Consider the following 17113-nt stretch of genomic DNA (forward strand, 5'->3'; position numbering starts at 1 on the left):
ATGTACAGAAAGTTTTTCATTCATTGGTCATTTAAACTTGAAAAGCACTCAACTAGACTGGTAGAGTCCTTCGGATATTTATAGAAAATAATAATAAGGTTGATTGCAATGAGTGCAAACCGAGAGCATTTTAGCTCGCGACTAGGCTTTATCCTTGCAGCAGCAGGTTCTGCTGTTGGTATTGGTAACTTAGTCGGCTTTCCAGTCTCCGCGGCTAAAAATGGTGGCGGTGCGTTTTTACTAATCTATGCACTGTTTGTGGTGTTTATTTGCTTGCCGGTGATGATGGCAGAAATGGCAATGGGTAGAAAAGCACAAAAAGATCCTTTTGGTGCTTACAAACTTTTGTCAAACCATGACAAAAAATGGTCARTAGCAGGTTTTCTTGCCGTGCTCACGCCGTTTATGATCGCCGTATTCTATATGGTAATCACGGTTTGGATTTTCGGCTTTTTAGCACAGACGGCGATGGGTAATCTTGATGTGTTGGCATCACCTGATTATTTTGGCACATTTATCAACGACACCAATGTGTTTATCTATATGTTGGTTGTGGGCGTGATAGTTAATCTTATTCTGGTTGGCGGGGTAAAGGAAGGGATAGAAAAAGCGGCAAAACTGCTTATGCCAGCATTATTTGTTATGTTACTTGGGTTAGTGGCTTATGTACTAACGCTCGACAATGCAATGGCCGGTGTTCGTTATTATATCGTTCCTAACTTTGAAAAAATGAATGCCAGTGTATTAAATGGCGCGCTGTCACAAGCATTTTTCTCATTGTCTCTAGGGATGGGCATTCTGATCACTTATGCCTCTTATATTTCTAAGAAAGATGACATAGTCGGCAGCTCTAAGATGGTTGCGGTAACAGATTCATTGGTAGCCTTCATCGCTGGATTAATGGTGTTGCCTGCAATTTTTAGTTTTAACCCGAACACAGATCCAAGTAAATTATCAGACTCTTCGGTATCAATGATTTTTGATTATCTACCTAAGCTGCTGTTAGCCCTGCAGTCGGATATTGGGTATGTTGGTGCATCGATTGTTGCTGGTATATTTTTCCTATTGGTATTTTTTGCCGCTATCACTTCCTTAGTCTCTATTGTAGAAGTACCAACAGCAACGTTGATGGAAGAAAAGAATATTTCTCGCAAAAAAGCGTTAATTGTATTGGCATTGACTACAGGTTTACTGACTGTTTTATCTACAATGTCTTTTGGGATGGTAGATTGGCTAACGCAATTTATAAGCTACGGCGATGCCCAAAAGAGCYTCTTCGATTTAGTATATGACGTATTTTACGATACGATTTTGCCACTAAATGGCTTGATGGTGTGTTTATTTGTTACTTACCGATGGAAGCAATCTGGGTTGAGTGAGGAATTGGCACAAGGCTCAGAAGGGTATGTTGGCAGTTTTACGGAGAAATATATTAACTTCTCTTTGAAGACATTTATTCCCGTGATATTACTGGCAATTTTTATCAATACCGTAGCAACTAAGTACTTCGCAGTGAGTATCTTCGGTTTTTAATTTAAGCTAGAAGCACTAGTGTGTTAACTAGTGCTTCTAATGCACAACGTGAGAATAAAATCTTCCCATCCGAAGCTCCGTCTGTCATTTAAGCCCCTACTAAAACTTCACTCCAGAATCCAAGTATTGACCAATCCCAATAGTAAACATCCAAAGCCCCCATAAACTATGCTCTAATACGCATACGGCTAGTGAACGGCTGTGCGCGTATGTATAAGCAAAAAGCAACCCTCCAACGAATGATAAAAAAATTGCGATTACGTTGTCGTATACACAGTGCGCTAAAGCAAATACGAGCGCACTTAGTATCACTCTGTTGTTCTTATTGGGTAAAATTCTTTTATAGCGATGAAAAAAATAGCTCCGAAAAATAAGCTCTTGAGGCAATACCGACAGAATAGGGTAGGCAATCAATAGCATCAGCCAGTCTGCGGGTGAGTTCAATGGTAAAACAAACCAGTTGCCCTGACTGACTAGGCCATACAGCATAGCTGAAAACATTGCACCAGCGAAGAAAGTTGTGAAGAGCCGCCTTTTTACGGTAGAGAATTGGCCTAAACTAGTAAGTCTAAAGCGTTTAAAGTGGGGATCTGTGAGTAGCAAATGGGTGCAAACTGCCATTAAGATTATGAGTGCAGGAAACAGCCAATTGCTTAAGTGGGCACGGAATTGATATGCAATAATCGGTAGGATAAAAAAGATAAATATAAGTTCACACCAACGATATTGGCTAGCATTCACAGCGGTTTCCCCAAAAGTATGCTGCAGCACAGTGCAGCTATAGCTATCTGTTTGATGATAACTATAGCAGCTAGAAAGAAACCGAGTGTTGCGGGAGACTAGTCTTCTGGTAAATACTTTTGGATTTTAAACATAGTGAAAAGCAAAGCGACAAAGGTTAGCCCAATARGTCCGAAAACTTTAAAGTTTACCCAAAAGTCGAGCGAAAAATTATAAGCCACGTAAATATTTAGTGCAGCAATAAAGAAAAATAACACCGACCAAAATAGGTTTAGTTGATCGCAGTCCTTTTCTGGTAGGGTAATTTTGTTTTGGTTTTGTTCTTTTTCTGCAACAGAACTTAATACGCCTTCAAGCGCCGTTTTTACTAAGTTTTTGTTAAACAGGTACTTAGAAACTATCAACGCGCTCCCCAAAATAGCGTACACAATAGTGGCCTTCCACTTTATAAATTGTTCGTCGTGGAATAAAATCGTCATCCCGCCCAAAATGATGGCTATCGCTAGGAAAATCCAGTGACGTTTAGCAACTTCACCTTTGGTAAAATATTGATGCGTAACCTGAATAAGAGAGGCTACGATTAACACCCCAGTTGCCCAAAAAATGTCAACAAATTTATAGACAGTGAAAAAGAGAATAAGCGGTAGATATTCAATTAAAAATGACATTCGCGATCCTAACTAAATTGATTGCTTAGGTTTTACCAAGTTACGACTAGAACATCAATATTGACTTTCATCGACGAAACTCATAGCCTGCACCGCTTATTGAATAGTTCAGAGGTATTTGCATGAATAAAAGCGACTTAGTTACAAAAATGGCGAAGTTAAGTGGATTAACAAAGAAAGATTCACAAGCAGCGTTGAGCGTCATTTTGCAAGTGACTAAAAAGCGTTTGTCAGAAGGGGATCAGATGCAAATAAATGGCCTTGGTACCTTCTCATTGAGCTATCATCCAGCTAAACAAGGGCGAAACCCACAAACAGGGGAAACAATTACCATCGAAGGTCAGAATAAAATCCTCTTCAAGCCGGCAAAAATATTAAAAAGCCAAATCCAGTAGCATATTTTTCATTACGGTATCGGAGTGAGTACTTTTGTTAAAAATGCAATAGTATAAGCTCCTTTCCGTACTATCATATTGTCAATTAATCAGTTTATTTTTCCCTTCCTATCACCCAGTATGGCTTTGTTGTGCTTTCTTCATGAGCGTAGCGAGCAACGTAATGTAGTGTAATACCATGTAATTAACTTTTAAACACTTTGTTAGCTAGTATTTATGTGTTCTAAATTTTAAATGGGAATGAGGATGAATACTATTATCGAACTAGCTAATGCACACCAGCAGTGTCGTCGCCAAGCTATTAATTTAATTGTGAGTGAAAATAGGCTCTCTGATCCAGTATCTGAGCTGTTATCAAATGATCTGGCATCAAGGTATGCCGCTCCTTTCTATGCAGGTACGGATATCTCGCAGGAGATAACCCGTCTTACTATTGAGAAAACTAAGTCGGTTTTTTCTGCCAAATTCGCAAATATTTCCCCAACTTCAGGTAGTAATAGTTTAATGGCGGTTATTTTTGCATTGACGGAGCCTGGTGATAAGGTGGCTCGGGTTCCCCCATTTTTTCCAGGTGGCGGATATCCTTTCCAATATGAAGTTTTTCACCGTCACTCTTTGCCGCTTGTATTTGATGATGCGCAGTGGCAGTTGGATAGAGCTGCATGTATCGAGCTATTACTCAAAGAGCAACCTAAGCTAGTTGTGCTTGGGGCATCGATCTTCATGGTGCCAATGCCTGTGCGAGAAATAAGTGAAATTGTTCATAGTTATGGTGGTGTTGTTGCTTACGATGGCTCACATAGTTTAGGACTTATTGCTGGTGGGCAATATCAAAACCCGCTAGACGAAGGTGCAGACATCTTATTTGGCTCAACACATAAAACTTTTCCAGGTCCTCAGGGGGGGCTCATAGTCACTAACTCTGAGTCGTTACATTTTAAGATTGAATTAGTATCAAACTTCACGCCTTTAAATGGGCCGACAATGGTTTGTAATCCACACTTGGCTCGTATTGCTGCTTTGGGACTTACTCTAGATGAAGTACCGTGGCAAAAATATGCTAAGCAAGTCGTGGAAAATGCCAGATGCTTTGCCCGTGTATTCTCGAGTAATGGCATTGTACTTAGGGGAGAGCGCAACTTAGACTTCTCGCACTCAACGTATTGTCATCAGGTACTTCCTCTTTTGGATAAAGATCAGGGATTGCAGTATAGAGATAAACTGAAGGCCCATGGGATCTTTTGTGATGGATTTATGCGGGTCGGTACTGCAGAAATCACTCGACTTGGCTTTACTGAGCAAGACAGTACAGAAGTGGCGCAGCTTATGTGTGACATAGTCCAAAGCGACCAGCCAGTCATTCCAGAAGCGAAACAAAAGGTGAATGCTTTAGTAGAAAGCCACCGTGAGATTGTTATGTAAGGGAGGCAAAGGCATGCATTTTGCTGAACGTTTATACCCACAATCTAGACTTACCGCTCTTCTAAGCGGCAGCTCCCCTAATAAGCCGGAGCTAGACTTAAGTATTGGTGAGCCTAATGTAGCGCTTGACGAAAAAGTATTGTCTACAATCCCTGCGGGATATAGTGATTTAGCGTTGTATCCCAGAGCATCGCTGCAATATGAGTTGCAAACTACTATTTCCCGTTGGCTGCAATCTAGATATGGCAGTAGTCGCGATTTTAGTATTTCACCTGAGCAAATTGCTATTTTGGCGGGCAGTAGGGAAGGGATCTTCATGCTACCAATCGCGCTTTTTAACCGGCAGTTGCAACAAGGTGAGCAGGTAACAATTGCGATGCCAGATCCAGGCTATCCGATTTACTTAGCCAGCGCTGAAAATATAGGGGCAAGAGTAAAAAGCATTACGCACAAGCAACTTCATCAACTGACAGCAGACGCATTGGACACTTTCACTGACTGGTCGCAAATAGACTTGATGTTTGTCTGCTCTCCAAACAATCCAACGGGTGAGGTGCTCGCTCTTAAACAGTGGATAAGGTTGATCGAGCTTGCAAAGATACACCAATTTATTCTTGTCGCTGATGAGTGCTACAGCGAGATTTATATTGAACCTTATGCCCCGACAGGAATACTTGAAGCTTGTGTTGTGATGGGAAATATCAACTTTGACAATTGCCTCGCTGTCCACAGCCTGTCAAAGCGCTCCGGATTACCGGGGTTAAGATCGGGTTTTATGGCAGGAGATCAAACGTTAATAAAGAAACTTCAGGCATATAGAAATTATCATGGTGTTTCTTTGTCCTCTATTCAACTAAGCGCTTCACAGGCTGCATGGTCTGATGAGGAGCACGTATGCAAAAATCGCCAAACTTATTCCAAAAAATTCACGGCGTTAACACAGTACCTTGAAGCACTACCCAGTTATCAAGTACCGCAAGGCGGGTTTTATCTTTGGCTTGATACAGGCTGTCCTTCAGAGCAGATCTGTGTGCACTTATACCAGCATTTTGGTATCAAAGCCTTACCGGGGCACTATCTTGCCATCAGTGCTGATGCAGTAAATGATTACCAAAATTACATCCGTATTGCCCTTGTGTGCTCACAGGAAGATATTGAATTTGTTGGTAATGCAATAAAAGAAAGCATTCTGTCTTGTAGTCGTTCAAATGCTGCTGGCGACCATGTCGCTTAACTATTGAAAAGGAAAATACAATGAGCAATTTAAACTCAATCGGTAAACCGACAACGTTCGACACTATCATTATAGGTTCAGGATTTGGAGGTAGTGTTGCTGCACTGAGGCTTTGTCAGGCATATCCTAAAGGCACGCCTGATAATAAACCGGTTTTATTACTTGAACGCGGTAAAGACTGGTGGGGAAATTTAACTCGCGATGACCAACCTAAGACGGCGCAAACCCCAACTCCACCATTTTGTAATTATCGTCAGCCTGATGAGCGCTCGGCTTGGATGGCAACAGAAGAGCCATTTGGTACACCTGTTGGCGATCCAAGTTTAAATGACAAGCCACTCAATTTTAATGATGGTGTGTTTGCCAAGCGCCCAGTTGCAAAATATCCGGGGTTAGTGGAAACGATTGAGGCGCAAAACATGACAGTATGGGTGGGTGCTGGGCTTGGTGGAACATCTCAAGTGTATAACACTATTTTTCAGAAGCCATCTTGTGAAGCGTTCAACCTAGCGTTCAGAGATCCGGATTGCCCAGAGAGTAACTTATTAAATTTTGACCAGATAGCATGCTACTACGATACTGTTGAGAAAATAATGTCACCAACAACTATGGTGAGTGAGTGTAATGGCACGAATACCACATTGCCGTTTTTAAATATTAACAGCTGTGACATTCCCAATCAGATAGATCCAACCGCTATGGTTGATTTAGCGGAGCATCGTAATCAAGACAAGATTTCTATCGCAGCTGCTCCTGATTACCTTTCTACACGTGTGTTCCTGAGTCAAGCAAATAATTTGCAGTCAAAAGAGAAAGTGGTGTGTGACTACGGTATTTCATCGATAACCCCTAAGTTTAGTACGCTAGCGCTGGACTGGTCTGTGGTAGCAAACGAAATTTCTTGCAAAGTACTACCATCGGCGACCATTGGTGAAATGTGGTATGGCATGAATAGTTATTCAGAAGTAGGGCAGGGCGAAGAAAAGATATTGTACGGTATAAAAAATAGCCTAGATAGAAATTACTTAGCTCAAGCTAAAGCCACAAATATGTTAGATATTGAATGCTTGAGCGAAGTGACAAGTATCAACCAACTGGTTGATCCAGTCACTGACGAGGTTTCTTATCGCATTATTGTTAACAAAATTGATGAAAATAAAGTAGATGCACCGCAGCAAATAATATACGAAGCTAAAAATGTGATTTTATCAGCAGGCTCTATGCACAGCGCAAGGTTGTTACTAGAGTCAGCAAACTCACCAAGCTGTACCGATATTACCAAACCAGGTCTTCCATCATTGAGCCCCTATGTTGGTAAATTATGGGGACAAAATGGCGACTTATTTGCAACACAGCTTTGCAATGAGCCAGTGCGACCTGCAAATGGCGGCCCAGGCTCTGCTGAGTGTGACTTCCAATTTGGCGACGACCCCAAAACATATCTGAAAGAGAATAACGCGTCTCCATTTACCAAAATGGTGGTTTACCCCGTTTGGTATGAAGAGAGTGTTTCGATTCAAAATACATTAATGATGGGGGTATGCCAAAATACGGCTCCGGGTCAATTTGTAAAACAAGCTGATGGTAGCTACCAACTCTCTTATCCACAAACCATTGAAGCAAATGGTAAGTTTGAAGGTGGAATGGGAGATTCAATCAATACGGCTATTAATACCCTAAACGCTTGGAAAGCAGCAAATACAGCTGGCGTTGATCCAACAAAACTAGCACAGTTCAAAGGGTATCAAGGGCCGCTGCACTGTAGCACTAACACTAAACGTACATTAACAGGTAATTCAGCTGCCGAGAATGAACATTTTGATGTGGCTTATGGTATGACACCACACCCGCTAGGTGGCTGTGTACTTGGTAAAGCATGTGATAGTTACGGAAGAGTTAAAAGCGCGAATGGTGATGTGGTTAAAGGACTATATGTCATTGATGGTTCACTGATCCCCGGTAGTACAGGCGCTTGTACACCTGCTTGGACTATAGCGGCGGTTGCTGAATATTGTATGGCAGAAATATCTTCAGAGCTAACGACTAGCCGAGGTTGCAGCAAATAAAGGAGAAAGACATGGCTTTATCTTACGAAAGTGATACTAAACTACCAATTAAGCACAGCTACGACGGTGATTATTCTAATGCGCTTGCAGAGCTTCGCAGTGGTATTAATCAAATAGATGAGCAATTAATTAATTTGATTGCTGATAGGTTTATAAAGATTTCTGAGGTCGGTGATTTGAAGGCAATTTTTCACCTACCTGTAGAGGATCTTCAACGCGAACATTTGGTTCTGGAGCGGGCTTTAGCACACGCCAAGAAAAACGGTTTGTCTGAGTTTTTAACACGAGATTTGATGAATGTGTTGATGAAGCATTCAAAAGCCGCTCAAGCAAAGAGGATCAGAGGACTGTGAGCGTGTCGATAGAGTGCTAACGGATCTCATGTAAGTAAAGGGAGTGATGCAAATAGCAGGCTCCCTTTTTTATTTTGATGCAATTAGCCTCAACTGAGCGTTTATACCAATTTGACTTAATACTTGCCCAATTTGAAGGAGTAAATCTGACGCTAACAGCGTTAAAAATTTCTTATTTAGAACAAATAAATAGCAAAATTTTTGCCTGGTTATCGACAAGATTTTCTCGCCTCAAAATAGACCACTTAATTAAGAAAATTGGTATTACTTCTGGGTTGCAGCCTTCATTCGTTCAACAAAGGTTTTCAACTCAAAACACATTGCTTTGTGATCATCTAAATGTTTTTCGATGATTTTAACTACTGCAGAGCCACTGATAGCGCCCGCAGCACCAGAACTAATGGCATGCTTAACATGCTCAGGCTCAGAAATGCCAAACCCTAACAGCGGCGGTGCAGCATGATATTCAATCAATTTGGTGATCATATCTGTCGCTGGCATTTGCGCCGTCGTTTCTGTGCCAGTTACACCTGCACGTGAGRGTAAGTAGGTATAACCACGCCCCCGGGTAGCACATTCTCGTAGGGTATCATCACAGGCATTGGGTGTGGCGATAAAAATTGGTGCAATGTCATTCTCCATGGCATTGAGYCTGAATGGTTTAGCCTCATGCAGCGGCACATCTGCGACCAAAATAGAGTCAACGCCAGCCGCTTTTGCATCCTGATAAAACTGCGCAATACCTCGAGCAAAAATCAAGTTTGAGTACAGTAACAGGCCAATAGGAATATCACTGTTATATCGGCGGATCTCAGCGATGATCTCAAGGCAATCTTGGGTATTCACATTTTGCTCTAGTGCTCGGATGTTGGCAGCTTGGATAACTGGGCCATCAGCAATAGGATCTGAGAAGGGAATACCGAGCTCTAATGCGTCAGCACCCCCGTCAATCAAGCTCTTAATAATATCGATACTGAGCGCTTTGTTTGGATCGCCAATCGTTACAAAAGGGACGAATGCTCCTTGGTTTTTTTCGCTTAAGTGCGCGAACATCGCGTCATAACGTCTCATAGTTCACCTCGCTCAGAAAGTACTTGGTGGACGTGAGCTAAGTCTTTGTCTCCTCGGCCACTTAAATTGACAACAATGATAGTTTCTTCAGTTTGCGCCTCGGCATACTTTAATGCGTATGCCAGTGCATGACTCGATTCTAGTGCAGGAATTATCCCTTCATGTTTTGCTAACGCTTGAAAAGCGTCTAAGGCTTCTGTATCACTAATACCGACGTATTGTGCTCTGCCTGTTTCATGTAAAAATGCGTGTTGAGGACCGACCGCTGGATAATCTAGACCGGCAGAAACAGAATAAGACTCTTCAATTTGACCATCTTGATTCTGCATAATATAGGTGTAAGCACCATGCAAAATGCCCTTAGTACCTTTACATAATGCTGCGCCGTGCTCGTCAGTATCAAGTCCTTTTCCAGCCGGTTCAACACCAATTAATTTAACGTCTTTTTCCTCAATAAAGTCTGTGAACATACCGATAGCATTAGAGCCACCACCGACACAGGCAATAACAGCATCTGGTAAACGCCCCTCTGCTTTGAGTATTTGCTGTTTGGCTTCTTCGCCAATCATTTTTTGAAACTCGCGCACAATAGTTGGGAATGGGTGTGGGCCTGCCGCTGTACCAAGTAAATAGTGTGCTGTTTTATAGTTTGCAGACCAGTCGCGCATTGCTTCATTCACTGCATCCTTTAGTGTGCCAGAGCCAGCGGTTACCGGAATAACTTCAGCTCCCATCAAACGCATTCTAAATACATTTGGTTGTTGGCGCTCTACGTCTTTGGCACCCATATACACTCTACACTTTAGACCAAGCAAGGAGCAGGCTAGTGCGGTTGCTACACCATGTTGCCCAGCGCCGGTTTCTGCGATGACCTCTTTTTTACCCATACGTTTGGTCAGCAGTGCCTGACCTAAAACTTGGTTAGTTTTGTGTGCACCACCATGGAGTAGATCTTCACGTTTCAAATAAAGTTTTACGTTAGGGTTTGTAACTAAGTTACGAGTTTTAGTTAGCGGCGTTGGACGACCAGCAAACTCATTCAACAGTTGATAAAATTCTGTCTGAAATGCTGGGTCTTTTTGTGATTTATAAAATTCCTGTTCTAATTGTTTTAGAGCAGGTACGAGTAACTCGGGCACAAACATGCCTCCGAAGTCACCAAAATAAGCTGAATTACTCATGTCCACCTCAATATTTTCGAATTTGTGAAAACGCATTTGCGATTTTTTGAGCGCATTTTTTACCAGGCGATTGCTCAACACCTGAATTTAGGTCAAGGCCGTCAGCGCCAATCGATACGGCACTCGGAATATTGTCTGGGCTTAAGCCTCCAGCCAACATGTAATTGTTTGTGCTGTGCCTTAATAACTGCCAATCGAAAACTTGCCCGGTACCGCCAAATGCCGTCGCTGTTTTGGTGTCGTACAAGTGTTTATCTACACCAGAAAAAGGGGTTGGCAGTGTTGTTTCCACTCCTTGTGCTTTCCAAATTTGGCACGTTAATGGTAGTTGTTTACGTAACGTGTCGATATATCGCTCATCTTCATTCCCGTGTAATTGTACTGCACTGAGCTTTAAAATTTGCGCATACTCAGCCACTTGCTCAAGTGGTGCGTTAACAAACACACCCACATACTTGAGTGGCGCACTATCAGCGACAGCCTTCGCACAGTCTATATCGACATAACGAGGAGACTTTGGATAAAAGATAAGGCCACCGTACACCGCACCAGCTTCATAAGCGGTCTTTGCATCTTGGCTTCGAGTAAGACCACAGACTTTGTTTTCACCTAAAATTAAACGTCTGCAAGCAAGTTCTAAATCTTGCTCTGCCATCAAAGAGCTACCAACCAAAAAGCCATCACAAATTGGCGATAAGCGTTTGACATCTCGGTGTGTGTAGATACCAGACTCTGAAATCACAACTTTGTCTTCTGGAATAAGCGCTCGTAGCTTTTCTGTTGTTGCTAAATCCGTTGATAGGTCTCGTAGGTTTCGGTTGTTAATACCGATAAGTTCAGCGTTTAGTGTCAGAGCCCGTGTTACTTCTTCTTCGTTGCTTACTTCTGTTAAAATCGACATGTTGAGTGACTTTGCCACTTTGGCTAGCGCTACGTATTCTTCGTCGTTTAATACCGATAGCATCAGTAAAATAGCGTCGCCACCATGCAAACGGGCTAAATAAACTTGATATTCATCTATGAAGAAATCCTTACAGATCAATGGTTGGTCGACTAGTTTTCTCACTTTCGCCAAGTATTCATAGCTGCCCTGAAAATATTTTTCATCGGTTAGCACGCTAATACATGTTGCGTACTTACCATAAATGCCGGCGATTTCATCTAAATCAAAATGGGTTCGAATAAGCCCTTTTGAAGGCGATGCCTTTTTACACTCCAAAATAAATTGTGTGCCGGTCTGTGCCAGTGCTGCCATAAAGTCACGTGTGGTCGGGGTGACGTTATCAATAAAGTCGCTTAGGGGCTGCTGTATCTTACGCGCTTTTAGTTCTTCGACTTTATCAGCAACAATTTTTTCTAATACATTAGCCATTACTCACCTCTACGATGCTAGCCAGAGTTGTCATGGCTTTTTTGCTTGCTAATACTTCGCGGACTAGCTGGCTTGCGGTTTTAAAATCTGCTGCCTTGTCAGTTAAAACCAATAGAGCAGCTACGTTGGCGATAATTGCAGCATTGTGCGCGGCTTCGCCTTCACCATTTAAAATCGCAAGGCTCGCTTTCGCGTTATATTCTGGCGTATCTCCTGCGATGGATTCAAGTGAATAGTTTTCTAGTCCAAAATCACTTGGGGTTATGGTGTATTGTGTTACTTCACCCTGTTTCACTTCAGCGACTAATGTCTCACCGTGTAACGCAATTTCATCGGTGCCGCTGCCATGAACGACCATCGCGCGCTTTGTGCCTAAACGCTTGAGTGTTTCGGCCATTGGTAAGACTAGAGCGGGGTCATACACGCCCAGCAATTGCACTTCAGGCTTTGCTGGGTTTGCCAATGGCCCAAGGATATTAAATATGGTGCGGGTTTTTAGTTGGGTGCGAACCGGCATCGCGTGTTTTACACCAGCGTGGTAATGCGGTGCAAACAAAAAGGTAAAGCCAGTCTCTGCTAAGCACTTTTCTGCAAGAGCGGGAGTCATATCAATGTTAATCCCAAGAGCTTTGAGTAAATCAGCGGAGCCAGATTTACTGCTCACACTGCGATTACCATGTTTGACCATATTGATACCGCACGCCGCAGCAACAATCGCAGCTGTGGTACTCACATTGATGGTGTTTGTGCCATCCCCGCCAGTACCACAGCTATCTGCGGCGAGTAAGCCCCGCTTATCAAAAGGCGTAGCGTGATCGCGCATTGCTTGAGCAGCACCTGCAATTTCTGATGCAGTTTCGGTTTTGAGTTTTAGGGCAACCAAGGCAGCGGTAAGCTCGATGTCACTAAGTTGCCCCGTCATAATATCGTCAAATAAGGATTTGGCGTCATCAAAAGATAAATCTTGTTGCTGTAAAAGCGGTTGTAACTTTTCCATAGTATTCTCCTAAGCGCTGAGGTATGCAATGCTTTGCTGTAATAGTTGAGCGCCATTAGGCGTGAGTATTGATTCTGGGTGGAACTGAAAACCTATCACTCGATCTTCACTATGGTAGATAGCCATGGGAATAGATTTATATCTTGCAATGACGTTGAGTTCCTGCGGCACTTTAGTTGCCATTAAAGAGTGGTAGCGAGCAACAGGAAACTGTGAGCCTAACCCTGCAAATACTGGGTGCTCATCAGCTTCTATTATAGAAGACTTACCGTGTACTGTTTCGCCTGCACGGCCTATCTCACCACCATAGCTTTGTGTGAGCGCCTGCTGACCTAAACAGATCCCAAGCATCGGAAATTTGCCTTTGCAAAGTGCAATTAAAGCCAGTAAACAGCCCGCTTCTGATGGGGAGCCAGGTCCCGGAGACAAGACTAAAATCACCGGCTCTACTTCAGCGCACATTTTATTGTAAATTGTTTCAGCTGGGATGTTGTTACGATAGACGACTAAGTCAAGCCCAAGGAGGCTAAGTTCATCAACCAAGTTATAGCTAAATGAATCAAAATTGTCTAAGAAGTATACTTTAGTCATTATTTGTATCCTCATACGTAGACTGTACAGCTTTTATCACGGCCATCGCTTTTGCCTTGGTTTCATTTGCTTCACTTTGTGGATCAGAGTCAAATACAACTCCTGCACCTGCTTGCACATAGGCGATATCATTTTTTACAAATGCAGAGCGAATGACGATACAGCTGTCCATAGCACCGTTCCCCATCAAGTAACCTACTGCGCCACCATAGCTGCCACGGCGCTGTTGTTCGGTATGGCGAACGAGCTCTGCGGCTTTCACTTTTGGTGCACCGACTAAAGTACCCATGTTCATACATGCTTGATAGGCGTGAAGTGCATCTAAATCAGGTTTTAATTGGCCAACAACTCGGGATACTAGGTGCATCACTTGGGAATAGCGATCGACCTTTAATAATTCTTTGGCGTGCCGCGTACCTGGCACACTGATCCTAGCTACATCATTTCGCGCAAGGTCGACCAACATTAAATGCTCTGCACGTTCTTTTTGATCGTTCCGTAGCTCAAGTTCGATACGACTATCTAAGTCTGGGTTGATGTTACCATCAGTAAATTTGCCTCGGGGCCTTGTGCCTGCAATAGGATAGACTTCAACTTGATTACTCTGCTCACAATATTTGAGCGCTGATTCAGGAGATGCGCCAAACAAAACAAAGCGCTCGTCCTTCATATAGAACATGTATGGACTGGGGTTTTGTAATTTGAGCTGTTTATAGGCGGCGAGTGAGTTATGGCAAGGAAGTGAAAAAGTGCGAGAGGGAACGACTTGAAATATATCACCGTTGATAATATTGGTTTTCAATTTTTCAACGTGGTTGCAGTAGTCGTCATCACTAATATTTACTTGAACTTCGGGGCAGCCAGCAATAGGGCTAAATTGAAACTCGGTAATTTGGTCACACTGGCTATTGAGTGTTTCTAGTTGTTTGCCGACCTCAAAACAGTTGGCGTGTACGTCAGGGCCATTGAACACATTGCCGATCAACTCAGTGGTTTGCGTTTGATGGTCAATAACTACTAGGGTTTCAGCTAAATAAAACACGTAATCAGGACAGTCATTATCACCATTTGGCACATCTGGGAGTTGTTCGAAGTTAGCGACCATATCATAGGCAAATACTCCACCTAAAAAGACTGAGAAAGGCGTGTCTGAATTCTGCTTTATTTCATTGATACAGGTTCTAAGTGCACTAAAAGCGTTATCAGCCTTGAGTTTAGTGTGCTCATCAATATCACTTTCAAGTCCGTTGTATGAAAGGATTAATGTATCTTCGCTGAGATGAACATCACAATTTTTTACCTTTTGTGCAAGATACGGCAGTAGCTGAGCCCCATTATTGGATAATGCTTTGGCGATGACCTGAGCACCGTTACATTCAAATCGGATAGCGCTATCTACAAGTACAATGCTTTTCACATTATCTTTCGACTCAATCTCTGCGGATTCAAGTAGTAGTGAGTTTTCTTTGTTTAAACCAGCGTATAGTGACAAAGGGCTAGCGGTATAGTCGCGCCTTTGTCTTATGCTGGTGACCTCACCTGGTGTGGTCGTTATGTGACTAAAAATCAAACCTCATTCCTCTTAATTTCTAGATATTCTGTTTAGAAAATAAAAAACCCCCGAAAGCTGAGCTCTGCGGGGGCTATTGTTCAGACACAACAATACCGTCCCGCTAGGGCATCCACCACCACCAAATTGTGTTTACTGTGATATTGTTGTTCATCAAAAAGCCTTAAAAAAATATAAAAAAACCCGCGACATTGCGCGGGTTAATAAATCGTAGATATAACGAAACACACCCGCTTAGTTCGAGTGCCACCACCAAATGTTTTTTTGAAATTGTTTGTTCATTTGTGAATATTTCGTTGTTTAATCTAAATTAGCTACAGTAAACCCCATTCTTGATACAAGTGTCAAGGGCAAATATCAAAAAATAACCTAAGGTCGTATCAGTTCAGATGTGGTATAATCAAAACGTTGATAATTCAGAGAGATAGTTAGTACATTTTGATTAAATATGACTTACACAGCCATACTACTTTTTCCGATGGTCGCTTAGCGGTTAATGAGCTGTTGGAGCGAGCGACGGAAAAGGGCGTTGATATTTTGGCCATTACTGACCATGACACCATAGATGCCATCCTGCCTGCGCAGGAATATATTCGTGAACACAATCTGGCACTTGAACTAATCAACGGGGTGGAAATTTCCACTAAGTGGGAAAGCTTTGAGATCCATATTGTTGGGTTAGGTTTCACTCCTGAACACTTAGCATTGACGACACTATTGAGTGAGCAACAAAAAAAGCGTGAGGCCAGAGCGATTGAGATTGGCGCGCGGTTAGCCAAAAAAGGCTATGAAAATGTGTATGAAGATGCGCAATCACTAGCCCAAACTGCTCAGATCACAAGAGCGCACTTTGCTCAAGTGTTGGTACAAAGGGGCGTTGCTAAAAACATCCAAGGGGTTTTTAATAAGTTCTTGGCGCGTGGCAAAACTGGTTATGTACCAAGCCAATGGTGTGATATGAAGACGGCAATTGAGGCTATTCATGAAGCCGGTGGGGTTAGCGTGTTGGCACATCCTGCTCGTTATAAAATGTCAAATAAGTGGCTAAGAAAGTTAATTGCAGAATTTAAACAGGCTGGTGGAGCCGCAATGGAGGTTGCACAGCCACAACAAGCACCAACCGAACGTCAATTTTTAGGGCGGTTAAGCCAAGAGTTCGGATTATTGGCAAGCCAAGGGTCTGACTTTCATTTCCCGATGCCTTGGGTTGATCTTGGTCGTAACCTATATCTTCCAAAGGACTGTCAAGGAGTTTGGCGCCATTGGGGAGGCAAAGAGGAATAATAGTATGAGCCAATTTTTTCATATTCATCCAGATAACCCACAAACTCGTTTGATCCGTCAAGCGGTTGATATTATTGAGCAAGGCGGCGTTGTGGTGTTCCCGACTGACTCTGGATATGCCATCGGCTGTAGCCTTGGAAATAAACAGGCCAAAGAACGCATTGAGCGGATCCGTGGTATTGAAAAGCATCATAACTTTACTCTGTTATGTCGCGATCTATCTGAGCTTTCGACCTACGCTCGAGTAGACAACCAAATGTTTAGAATGATTAAAAACAATACACCAGGACCATACACCTTTATTTTTAAAGGTACTAAAGAGGTGCCGCGTCGTTTACTTAATGAAAAAAAGAAGACCATAGGGATCCGTGTTACGGACAATCCGATCACCTGTGCGTTGCTGGCTGAGCTAGGCGAACCTTTGATGTCATGTTCCTTGATTTTGCCAGGTGAGCAGTTCACAGAGTCGGATCCTGATGAAATCCGTATGCGTATCGAAAAGCAGGTAGACTTGATTATTCATGGTGGCTATTTAATTGAGCAAGCAACCACAGTTATTGACATGTCTGAAGACACAATAGAAATCCTGCGCCGTGGCTGCGGCGATACATCGCCATTTGAATAACGTAAGCTGA

At 42.7% G+C, this 17113-nt stretch carries 16 protein-coding genes; 8 read left to right on the forward strand and 8 right to left on the reverse strand.

The genetic code is table 11. From position 1 onward, the window contains the following. The first annotated feature begins 108 nt into the window (after positions 1 to 108). Positions 109 to 1533, forward strand: coding sequence for a sodium-dependent transporter (locus EAG18_RS13870; protein WP_125252974.1), 1425 nt, complete (start codon positions 109 to 111; stop codon positions 1531 to 1533). Between the two features lie 99 nt (positions 1534 to 1632). Here the strand turns inward: EAG18_RS13870 and EAG18_RS13875 are convergent, their stop codons facing one another. Next, entirely contained in the window at positions 1633 to 2274 is a 642-nt protein-coding gene (locus EAG18_RS13875; RefSeq protein WP_125252975.1) for a CPBP family intramembrane glutamic endopeptidase, read from the reverse strand. A 98-nt stretch (positions 2275 to 2372) separates the two neighbouring features. Continuing rightward, positions 2373 to 2942, reverse strand: coding sequence for an inner membrane-spanning protein YciB (locus tag EAG18_RS13880; protein WP_125252976.1), 570 nt, complete (start codon positions 2940 to 2942; stop codon positions 2373 to 2375). Between the two features lie 122 nt (positions 2943 to 3064). Between EAG18_RS13880 and EAG18_RS13885 the strand changes: the two genes are divergently transcribed. From EAG18_RS13885 to EAG18_RS13905, 5 genes are all read left to right on the forward strand, one after another. Then, complete coding sequence (locus EAG18_RS13885; protein WP_125252977.1) at positions 3065 to 3337, forward strand: HU family DNA-binding protein; 273 nt, start codon at positions 3065 to 3067, stop codon at positions 3335 to 3337. A gap of 246 nt (positions 3338 to 3583) precedes the next feature. Then, positions 3584 to 4759, forward strand: a complete 1176-nt coding sequence (locus EAG18_RS13890) for a PLP-dependent transferase (protein ID WP_185745602.1) — start codon at positions 3584 to 3586, stop codon at positions 4757 to 4759. A 13-nt stretch (positions 4760 to 4772) separates the two neighbouring features. Then, a complete protein-coding gene (locus tag EAG18_RS13895) occupies positions 4773 to 5993 on the forward strand; it encodes an aminotransferase class I/II-fold pyridoxal phosphate-dependent enzyme (protein ID WP_125252979.1) in 1221 nt (406 codons plus the stop codon). A 20-nt stretch (positions 5994 to 6013) separates the two neighbouring features. Continuing rightward, complete coding sequence (locus EAG18_RS13900; RefSeq protein WP_275557298.1) at positions 6014 to 8059, forward strand: GMC oxidoreductase; 2046 nt, start codon at positions 6014 to 6016, stop codon at positions 8057 to 8059. Between the two features lie 11 nt (positions 8060 to 8070). Next, a complete protein-coding gene (locus tag EAG18_RS13905; protein WP_125252980.1) occupies positions 8071 to 8412 on the forward strand; it encodes a chorismate mutase in 342 nt (113 codons plus the stop codon). 264 nt (positions 8413 to 8676) lie between these two features. Here the strand turns inward: EAG18_RS13905 and trpA are convergent, their stop codons facing one another. From trpA to EAG18_RS13940, 6 genes are read right to left on the reverse strand one after another with little or no spacing between them, the layout of a single operon-like run. Next, positions 8677 to 9483 carry a tryptophan synthase subunit alpha gene (gene trpA / locus EAG18_RS13915; protein ID WP_125252981.1) on the reverse strand — a complete coding sequence of 269 codons (807 nt, stop codon included), beginning with the start codon at positions 9481 to 9483 and terminating at the stop codon, positions 8677 to 8679. Then, entirely contained in the window at positions 9480 to 10664 is a 1185-nt protein-coding gene (trpB, locus tag EAG18_RS13920) for a tryptophan synthase subunit beta (RefSeq protein ID WP_125252982.1), read from the reverse strand. The genes trpA and trpB overlap by 4 nt, the downstream gene beginning before the upstream one ends. Positions 10665 to 10671: 7 nt before the next feature. Beyond that, positions 10672 to 12036 carry a bifunctional indole-3-glycerol-phosphate synthase TrpC/phosphoribosylanthranilate isomerase TrpF gene (gene trpCF, locus EAG18_RS13925; RefSeq protein WP_125252983.1) on the reverse strand — a complete coding sequence of 455 codons (1365 nt, stop codon included), beginning with the start codon at positions 12034 to 12036 and terminating at the stop codon, positions 10672 to 10674. Next, complete coding sequence (gene trpD / locus EAG18_RS13930) at positions 12029 to 13033, reverse strand: anthranilate phosphoribosyltransferase (protein WP_125252984.1); 1005 nt, start codon at positions 13031 to 13033, stop codon at positions 12029 to 12031. The genes trpCF and trpD overlap by 8 nt, the downstream gene beginning before the upstream one ends. Before the next feature lie 9 nt (positions 13034 to 13042). Then, entirely contained in the window at positions 13043 to 13624 is a 582-nt protein-coding gene (locus tag EAG18_RS13935) for an aminodeoxychorismate/anthranilate synthase component II (protein WP_125252985.1), read from the reverse strand. After that, positions 13617 to 15194, reverse strand: a complete 1578-nt coding sequence (locus EAG18_RS13940) for an anthranilate synthase component 1 (protein ID WP_125252986.1) — start codon at positions 15192 to 15194, stop codon at positions 13617 to 13619. Before EAG18_RS13940 ends, EAG18_RS13935 begins: the two co-directional genes overlap by 8 nt. Positions 15195 to 15632: 438 nt before the next feature. Here EAG18_RS13940 and EAG18_RS13945 point away from each other — a divergent pair, with 438 nt between their 5' ends. Then, on the forward strand, positions 15633 to 16478 hold the full coding sequence (locus EAG18_RS13945; RefSeq protein WP_125252987.1) for a PHP domain-containing protein: 846 nt from the start codon (positions 15633 to 15635) through the stop codon (positions 16476 to 16478). A 4-nt stretch (positions 16479 to 16482) separates the two neighbouring features. Further along, positions 16483 to 17103 carry an L-threonylcarbamoyladenylate synthase gene (locus tag EAG18_RS13950; RefSeq protein WP_125252988.1) on the forward strand — a complete coding sequence of 207 codons (621 nt, stop codon included), beginning with the start codon at positions 16483 to 16485 and terminating at the stop codon, positions 17101 to 17103. Positions 17104 to 17113 lie beyond the last annotated feature (10 nt).

Source organism: Pseudoalteromonas sp. J010 (assembly GCF_003934235.1).
Taxonomy (GTDB): Bacteria; Pseudomonadota; Gammaproteobacteria; order Enterobacterales; family Alteromonadaceae; genus Pseudoalteromonas; species Pseudoalteromonas peptidolytica.